The sequence below is a fragment of the Streptomyces sp. NPDC034670 genome (genome assembly GCF_055574875.1).
This window is the reverse complement of the sequence record NZ_JBVITR010000098.1, coordinates 1-9,697: the sequence shown is the minus strand read 5'-3', so window position 1 is coordinate 9,697 and position 9,697 is coordinate 1. Positions and strand designations below refer to the sequence as shown.

The 9,697-nt window shown below is 76.6% G+C and carries 1 protein-coding gene and 1 pseudogene; both read left to right on the top strand.

The genetic code is table 11. The features are described from left to right. Positions 1-81: 81 nt before the first annotated feature. Positions 82-6,186, top strand: coding sequence for a type I polyketide synthase (locus tag ACZ56B_RS32190; RefSeq protein WP_468798436.1), 6,105 nt, complete (start codon positions 82-84; stop codon positions 6,184-6,186). A gap of 82 nt (positions 6,187-6,268) precedes the next feature. Continuing rightward, positions 6,269-9,697 (top strand): annotated as a pseudogene (locus ACZ56B_RS32185) (type I polyketide synthase); the annotation flags it as partial.

Genomic DNA, 9,697 nt, shown 5'->3' with positions numbered 1-9,697 from the left:
CACCAGCCGCGGATCGCGGTCGCTTCGGGGCTGTCGGGGCGTGTCGCGGAGGCGGAGGAGCTGTGCTCGGCGGAGTACTGGGTGCGGCACGCCCGCGAGACCGTCCGCTTCGCCGACGCGGTGACCGCGCTGTCCGACGCCGGTGCCACCGCCTTCCTGGAGGCCGGCCCGGACGGTGTCCTCACCGGGCTCATCCTGTCCGCCGGACCGCGGGACGACCTCGTCGTCGCCCCTCTGCTGCGCCGTGACCGGGGCGAGGAGGAGGCGTCCGTCACCGCCCTGGCCACGCTGTACGCGTCCGGCGTGCCCGTCGACTGGCGAGCCCTGTGCGCCGGCACCGGGGCACGCCGCGTGGACCTGCCGACGTACCCCTTCCAGCGCGAGCGGTACTGGCCGGACGCCGCCACCGTCGCGCGCACGACACGGCGCGGGACCGACAGCAGCCGGCCGACGACCACCGGCACGGCCCTCGTCGAGCGACTGCGCGCCCTCGGGCCCGACGAGCGGCAGCGGCACGTGGTGGGACTCGTGCGCACCGAGACGGCCGTCGTGCTGGGCCACCGCGGCCGTGACGCGGTGGACCCCGACCACGAGTTCGGCAGGCTCGGCATGGACTCGCTCACCGCCGTGGAACTGGGCCGCCGCCTGGCCGCCGCGACCGGCCTCGCCCTGCCCGCCACCCTCGTCTACGACTACCCGAGCCCGCGCCGCCTCGCCGCGCACCTGCTGACCGAACTCGTCGGGAGCGGCACCGCGACCGGCCGCTCCGACACCGGGACCGCCCCCCTCGCCCCCGACGAGCCGCTCGCCGTCGTCGGCATGGCCTGCCGCTTCCCCGGCGGCGTCAAGACCCCCGAGGAGTTCTGGGACCTGATGCTGTCGGGCCGCGACGGCACCGGCCCCTTCCCGGCCGACCGCGGCTGGGACCTCGAGACCCTGCACGGCAACGGCCCCGGCAGCAGCGCCACCACCCGCGGCGGCTTCCTCTACGACGCGGCCGACTTCGACGCCGGGTTCTTCGGCATCAGCCCGCGCGAGGCCCTCGCCATGGACCCGCAGCAGCGGCTGCTGCTGGAGACGTCGTGGGAGGCGTTCGAGCGGGCCGGGCTCGATCCGCAGGCGCTGCGCGGCAGCCGCACCGGCGTGTTCGTCGGCACCAACGGCCAGGACTACGTCCACCTCGCCACCCGCGCCCGGGAGGACATCGGCGGCCACCTGGGCACCGGCCTCGCGGCCAGCGTGATCTCCGGGCGGCTGTCCTACGTCTTCGGCCTGGAGGGCCCGGCCGTCACCGTCGACACCGCCTGCTCCTCCTCCCTGGTCGCCCTGCACCTCGCCTGCCAGGCGCTGCGCAGCGGCGAGTGCTCGATGGCCCTCGCGGGCGGCGTCACCGTGATGACGACCTCCGCCGCCTTCGTCGGCTTCAGCATCCAGGGCGGTCTCGCCGCCGACGGGCGCTGCAAGGCGTTCTCCGACGACGCCGACGGCACGGTGTGGTCCGAGGGCATCGGCATGCTCGTCGTGGAGCGGCTGTCCGACGCGGTGCGCAACGGGCACGACGTGCTGGCCGTCGTCCGCGGCTCGGCCGTCAACCAGGACGGCGCCTCCAACGGTCTCACCGCCCCCAACGGCCCCGCGCAGCAGCGCGTCATCCGGCAGGCCCTCGCCAACGCCCGCCTCGGCCCCGCCGACGTCGACGCGGTGGAGGCGCACGGCACCGGCACCCGCCTCGGCGACCCGATCGAGGCCCAGGCCCTCCTCGCCACCTACGGCCGGGACCGGGAGCGGCCGCTGCTGCTGGGCTCGGTGAAGTCCAACATCGGGCACACCCAGGCCGCCGCGGGCGCCGCGGGAGTCATCAAGTCGGTCCTCGCCCTGCGGCACGGGCGCCTGCCTCGCACCCTCCACGCCGACACGCCGTCCAGCCGCGTCGACTGGGACGCCGGCGCCCTGTCCCTCCTCACCGACACCACCGACCTGCCGGACACGGGACGGCCGCCCCGTATCGCCGTGTCGGCCTTCGGCATCAGCGGCACCAACGCCCACCTGATCCTCGAAGGCGCGCCCGAACCGGCCCCGGCTGCTCCGGAGCCGCCCGCCGTGTCGCCCGCCGTCACGCCGTGGCCCGTGTCGGCGCGCACGGCAAAGGCCCTGGACGCCCGGCTCGCCGCCCTGAGCGACTGGGCACGGGACCGCGACCCGCGGGACGTGGGCCGCTCCCTCGCCGCCCGCTCGGTGTTCACCCACCGTGCCGTGCTCCTCGGTCCGGGCGAACCCCTGCGCGGCACCGCCGCGGAGCGCACCCCCGCCCTGGTCTTCTCCGGGCAGGGCGGCCAGCGCCTCGGCATGGGACGCGGACTCGCGGCCCGCTTCCCCGTGTTCGCCGCCGCACTCGACGAGACGCTGGCCGGGCTCGCCCCCCGGCTGCGCGACGTCATGTGGGGCACCGACGAGGAGGCGCTGCGGCGCACCGAGCACGCCCAGCCCGCGCTGTTCGCCCTCCAGGTGGCGCTGTACCGGCTCGTCGAGTCGCTCGGCGTGCGCCCCTCCTGCGTCGCCGGCCACTCCGTCGGCGAGATCGCCGCCGCCCACGTCGCCGGGGTGCTTTCCCTCGCCGACGCCTGCGCCCTGGTCACCGCCCGCGCCCGGCTGATGGGGGAGCTGCCGCCCGGCGGGGTCATGGTGGCCGTCACCGCGACCGAGGACGAGGTACGGCCGCTGCTCACCGACGAGGTGGCGATCGGCGCCGCCAACGGGCCGTCGTCGCTGGTGCTGTCCGGCCGCGAGGACGCGGTCACGGCCGTGCTCGACCGGCTCGGTGAACGGCGGACCCGCCGGCTGGACGTCTCGCACGCCTTCCACTCGCCGCTGATGGACCCCGTGCTCGACGACTTCCGTGCCGTCGCGGAGAGCCTGACGTGTCACCGGCCGCGCATCCCGCTCGTGTCCACCGTGACCGGCGCCCCGGCCGGCGACGAGGTCACCTCCGCCGGGTACTGGGTGCGGCACGCCCGCGAGACCGTGCGCTTCGCGGACGCGGTCGGCGCGCTCGCAGGCTCCGGAGCCGACGCCTTCCTGGAGGTCGGCCCCGACGGCGCACTCACCTCGCTCCTCGCCGGACTCGCCCCGGACGCCGCCGTCGCCGTACCCGCACTGCGCCGGGACCGCGACGAGGAGCACGCCGTGGTCGACGCCCTCGCCGCGCTGCACGTGCACGGCGTCACCGTCGACTGGACCGCCCTGTACGCCGGCACGGGCGCCCGGCGTCTGCCCGACCTGCCGACCTACCCCTTCCAGCGGCGCAGGCTGTGGCCCACCGCGTCCCTGCGGTCGGCCGACGCGGCCGGGCTCGGCCTCGCCGCCACCGACCACCCCCTGCTGGGCGCCGCGCTGCCGGTCGCCGGGGCACGCGAAGTCGTGCTCACCGGAACCGTCTCGCGCGCCCTGCACCCCTGGCTGGACGGGTCCGCTGTGGACGACCGGGTCCGGCTGCCCGCCGCCGCCCTCATGGAGGCCGCCGTGCACGCCGGTGACCGGGCCGGCGCACCGCACCTCACCGAGCTCTCCCTCACCGAACCGGTCGTCCTGCCGGAGCAGGGCGCGCTCCAGCTGCAACTGCGGATCGGCGCGCCGGACGACGCGGGACACCGGCCCGTGCGGTGCCACAGCCGGCCCGCGCACGAACCGGACGGCGAGTGGACCGAGCACGCGCACGGCCTGCTGACGGCCGGGGAACCCCCCGTGGACGCCGCGACGGGCGCGTTCGCGGCCGGTCAGTGGCCGCCGCCCGAGGCGACCGAACTGGACCTCACCGACCTGTACGACGAGCTCGCCGACGCCGGTGTCCGGCACGGTCCGGCCGCGCGCGGGCTGCGCGGCGCCTGGCGGCGCGGCGACCACCTGTACGCCGAGACCGCCCTGCCGAAGGAGGCCGGTGAGCACGCCGGGTTCGGCCTGCACCCGGTCCTGCTGGACGCCGCCCTGCACGCAGCGCACCTCCTCGCGGGGGCCGGAGACGGGGAGCGGGAGCGGCTGCTGGCCGTCGAGTGGCGGGGCGTGACCCTGCACGCCGTTTCCGCGACCGAGCTGCGCGTGCGGCTGACCGGGACCGGCGACACCGTCGAGCTGGTCGCCGCCGACCCGTCCGGGGCGCCCGTGCTCACCGCCCGGGCCGTCGTGCTGCGCCCCGCGGAGCGCCGCGCGGACGCCCCCGCCGCCGGACCCGACCTGCGCACCTCCCTGTTCCGCCTGGACTGGCAGGACAAGCCCCTGCCGGCCGCGCCCGCCGCGCCCGCGCCCTGGTACGTCCTCGGCCCGGACGGGACGGGTCTCACCGGCGCGCTCGCGGGCGCGGAACCAGTGAAGTCACTAGCCGAACTGCGGGAGGGTGACGATGCGCCGGTGCGGCTGGTCGCCGTCCCCCTCGCGGGCCGCCTCGCCGAGGATCCCGAGGACCCCGGGACGGTCCACGAACTGACCCACCGCGCACTGACGCTGATGCAGGAGTACCTGGCCGAGGACCGGTTCGCCCGCACCCGTCTGGTGTTCGTCACCGGCGGCGCGGTCGCCCCGGACGGCGAGGACGTCACCGACCCGGCCGCCGCGGCGGTCTGGGGCCTGGTGCGGTCCGCGCAGATGGAACACCCCGGCCGGTTCCTGCTCGTCGACGTCGACGGCGACCCGGCCTCCGCGGCCGTGCTGCCGACGCTGCCGGGCACGGACGAGGAGCAGTTCATGGTGCGCAACGGACGCCCGCGGGTCCCGAGACTCGCCCGCGTGCCCGACGCCCCCACGGCGGACACCCTCGCCGCCGCGCCGACCGGCCCCAGCCGCTGGCGTGCCGACGGCACCGTACTGGTCACCGGCGGCACCGGCGGCCTCGGCCGCCTCCTCGCCCGGCACCTGGTCACCGCCCACGGCATCCGCCACCTCCTGCTGGCCGGCCGGCGCGGACCCGACGCGCCCGGCGCCCGCGAACTGCGCGACGAACTCGCCGCCCACGGCGCGACCGTCACCCTGGCCGCCGCCGACGTCGCCGACCCGGCGGACGTGGCGGCACTCCTCGCCCACGTCCCCGCCGAGCACCCGCTGACCGCCGTCGTGCACACCGCGGGTGTCCTCGACGACGGCGTGCTCGAGGCCCTGGACCCGGACCGCGTCGACACCGTCCTGCGCCCCAAGGCGGACGCGGCCTGGCACCTGCACCGGGCCACCCGCGACCTGGACCTGGACGCGTTCGTCACCTACTCGTCCACCGCCGGTGTCATGGGCAGCCCCGGCCAGGCCAACTACGCCGCCGCCAACGCCTTCCTCGACGCCCTCGCCCAGCACCGCGCCGCGCACGGCCTGCCCGGCCACTCCCTGTCCTGGGGGCCGTGGGCGCACGCCTCCGGCATGACGAGCGGCCTCGGCGAGGAGCACATCCAGCGCATGAACCGTTCGGGCACTCCACCGCTCGACCCGGGACTCGGCCTCGCCCTGTTCGACGCGGCCACCGCCCGCGACGACGCCCGGCCGGTGCTGATGCGCACCGCCGCCCGCTCCAGCACGGCCCTGCCCTTCGCCGGTCCCGTGCCGCCGATCCTGCGCGGCCTGGTCGGCGGCCGCCGTACCGCCGCAGGACGCAACCGCACCGCCGAACTCACCGCCCGCCTGGACGGATTGCGCCCGCAGGAACGCATCCGGCACCTCACCGACCTGGTGCGTGCCGAGGCCGCCGCCGTCCTCGGCCACGACACCGCCGAACGGATCGGTGCCGAGGAGGAGTTCGCCCGGCTCGGCTTCGACTCCCTCACCTCGATCGAGATGCGCAACCGGCTCGCCGCCGTCTGCGGACTGCGCATCCCCGCCACCGTCGTCTTCGACCACCCCACGCCCCTGGCCGTCGCCCAGCACCTCGCCCAGCGCCTCGGCCGCACCGAGGCGGCGCCCGGTACCGGACTGGACGCCGAACTCGACCGTCTGGACACCGCCCTGGCCGCCGCCCTGGGCGGCGGCGATCTCGACCCGGCCGTCCGGGCGGGCACCGCCGCCCGGCTGCGGGCACTGCTCGCCCGCATCACCGAGGACGCCGGGCCGGAGCCGCAGGGGGCGGACGACGACGTGCGCCGACGGATCGGCACCGCCAGCGCCGAAGAGATCATCGCCTTCATCGACAGCGAGATCGGCCGACCCACCGACCACTGAACCGGTCGCATCCCCCACCGCGGAAAGGGCATGGACCATGCCGGACGAAGCGAAACTCGTCGAGTACCTCAGGTACGTCACCGCCGACCTGCACGAGACCCGGCGGCGCCTGGCCGAGGCCGAGTCGGGGCGCCACGAGCCGGTCGCCGTGGTCGGCATGGCCTGCCGCTTCCCCGGCGGCGTCCGGAGCCCCGAACAGCTGTGGGAACTGGTCGCCTCCGGCACCGACGCCGTCACCGGCTTCCCCGCCGACCGCGGCTGGGAGATACAGGGCCAGGGGGGATTCCTGCACGACGCCGCCGAGTTCGACGCCGGGTTCTTCGGGATCAGCCCGCGCGAGGCACTGGCGATGGACCCGCAGCAGCGGCTGCTGCTGGAGACCGGCTGGGAGGCGTTCGAACGCGCGGGAGTCGACCCGCAGCGCCTGCGCGGCAGCCGCACCGGCGTGTTCGTCGGCACCAACGGCCAGGACTACGTCCGGCTCGTGCACACCGCCAAGGAGGACCTGTCCGGACACGCCGGCACCGGCCTCGCGGCCAGCGTGATCTCCGGGCGCCTCGCCTACGTCCTCGGCCTGGTCGGCCCGGCCGTCACCGTCGACACCGCCTGCTCCTCCTCCCTGGTGTCGCTGCACCTGGCCGCGCAGGCGCTGCGCGGCGGCGAGTGCTCGCTGGCGCTCGCGGGCGGCGTCACCGTGATGACGACCCCGGCCGCGTTCGCCGGGTTCGACGTGCAGGGCGGCCTCGCGGCCGACGGCCGCTGCAAGGCGTTCTCCGACGACGCCGACGGCACCACCTGGTCCGAGGGCGTCGGCGTCGTCGTCCTGGAGCGGCTCTCCGACGCGGTGCGCAACGGGCGCCGCATCTTGGCGGTCGTGCGGGGCTCGGCCGTCAACCAGGACGGCGCCTCCAACGGTCTCACCGCCCCCAACGGCCCCGCGCAGCAGCGCGTCATCCGGCAGGCCCTCGCCAACGCCGGCCTGGCGCCGGCCGACGTCGACGCGGTGGAGGCGCACGGCACCGGCACCCGCCTCGGCGACCCGATCGAGGCCCAGGCCCTCCTCGCCACCTACGGCCGGGACCGGGAGCGGCCGCTGCTGCTGGGCTCGGTGAAGTCCAACATCGGGCACACCCAGGCCGCCGCGGGCGCCGCCGGACTCATCAAGACGGTCATGGCTCTGCGGCACGGCGTCCTGCCGCCCACCCTGCACGTCACCCGGCCCTCCAGCCACGTCGACTGGTCCGAGGGCGCCGTCGAACTCCTCACCGCCGCCACCGACTGGCCCGACACCGGCCGCCCCCGCCGCATGGGAGTGTCGTCCTTCGGCATCAGCGGCACCAACGCCCACGTCGTCCTGGAGCAGGCGGAACCCGCGGCGGACGAACCCCGGCCCGCCGTCCCGCCGGCCGTCGTGCCCTGGCCCGTCTCCGCCCGCACCGAAGCGGCACTCGACGCCCACCTCGACCGCGTCCGCGCCCACGCCGAGGATCACGCCCCGCTCGACATCGGCCACTCCCTCGCCGTCGCACGGTCCCGCTTCGACCACCGCGCGGTCCTGCTGGCCTCGGAGGACGGCCCGGTGGAGGTGGCGCGCGGCGAGGCCCACGACGGTCCGCTCGCGGTGCTGTTCCCCGGACAGGGCGCCCAACGGCTCGGCATGGGCCGGCAGTTGTACGACCGTTTCCCGGTCTTCGCGGCGGCCCTGGACGACGTACTGGCCCAACTGCCGCCCTCCGTGAAGGAGGTCATGTGGGGCACGGACCCGGCGGAGCTGGACCGCACCGGCATCGCGCAGCCCGCGCTGTTCGCCGTCGAGGTGGCGCTGTACCGGCTGATGGAGTCGCTGGGCGTGGTGCCGCAGTACGTGGCCGGGCACTCCGTCGGTGAGATCACCGCCGCCCATGTCGCGGGCGTGCTGTCGCTCGCGGACGCCTGCACCCTGGTCGCCGCCCGGGCCCGGCTGATGCAGGCGCTGCCCGAGGGCGGCGCGATGGCCGCCGTGGAGGCCGCCGAGGACGAGGTACGGCCGCTGCTCACCGAAGGCGCCGTGCTCGCCGCCGTCAACGGGCCGCACTCCGTGGTGGTCTCCGGCACCGCCGACGCCGTGGCCGCCGTCACCGGACACCTGGCCGCCCGGGGCCGCAGGACCACCGCCCTGAAGGTGTCCCACGCCTTCCACTCGCCCCTGATGGACCCGGTGCTGGCGCGGTTCCGCGCCGAGATCGCCGGACTCACCGTCCACGAACCGGCCCTCGACGTGATCTCCACCCTCACCGGGGCGCCCGTCACCCCCGCCGAACTCGCCGACCCCGACCACTGGGTGCGGCACGCGCGGGAGACCGTGCGGTTCCACGACGGCCTCCGCGCCCTCGCCGACGCCGGTGTCCGGCACTACCTGGAGGCCGGACCCGACGCCGCCCTGACCCCCCACGTCCCGGCCGCCGCACCGGACGCGGTCGTGGCCGTGCCGGCGCTGCGCCGCGACCGGGACGAGGAGACCGCCGCCGTCACCGCCCTCGCCCGCCTGTACGCGGCCGGTGTCCCCGTGGACTGGGCGGCGTTCTTCGCGGACAGCGGCGCCCGGCTCGTGGACCTGCCGACCTACCCCTTCCAGCGGGAGCGCTACTGGCCCGAGACCGCCGACGCCGTACCGGTCTCCGGCGCCGGTGACGGCGTCGACGCCGAGTTCTGGGCCGCCGTGGAACGCGAGGACCTGGAATCGCTCGCGGCCCGCCTCGGCATCGACACCGACGCGCTCGGCGGTGTCGTACCGGCGCTGTCCGCGTGGCGCAGCAGGCGCCGGGCCCGCTCGCTCGCCGACGCGCTGCGGTTCCGGGAGACCTGGCAGCCGGTGCGCACCGCACCCGCCGCGCCGTCCGGCACCTGGCTGGTGGTGCTCCCCGCCGACGGTCCCGACACCGACACCGCCTGGCTGGACGCCCTCGGCGGCGCGCTCGGCCCCGGAACCGTCACCCTCACCGTCGGCAGACGCCCGGGGCGCGCCGCGCTCGCCGAGCGGCTGACCGAGCTCACCGCGGACGGCACCCGCTTCACGGGCGTGCTGTCCCTGCTCGCCGGGACCGACGCCACCCGCTGGACCAGCGTCCCGGTCGGCCTCGTCGACACCGCCGTCCTGCTCCAGGCCCTCGACGACGCCGGAATCCGCACCCGCGTGTGGGCCGCGACCCGTGAGGCGGTCGCCGTGTCGCCCGGCGAGTCCGCCGACCCCGGGCAGGCCGCGCTGTGGGGCCTCGGCCGGGTGGCCGCGCTGGAGTACCCCGACCGGTGGGGCGGCCTGGTCGACCTGCCCCGCGAGCCGGACGACGGCACCCTGCGCCGGCTCACCGGTCTGCTCACCGGCGGCGGCGAGGAGGACGAGGTCGCCGTACGCCCCGGCGGGGTCTTCGGCCGCCGCCTCGTCCCCGCTCCCGCGACCGACCCGGCCCCCGTCTGGGAGCCGTCGGGCACGGTCCTGATCACCGGCGGAACGGGCGCGCTCGGCGGGCACCTG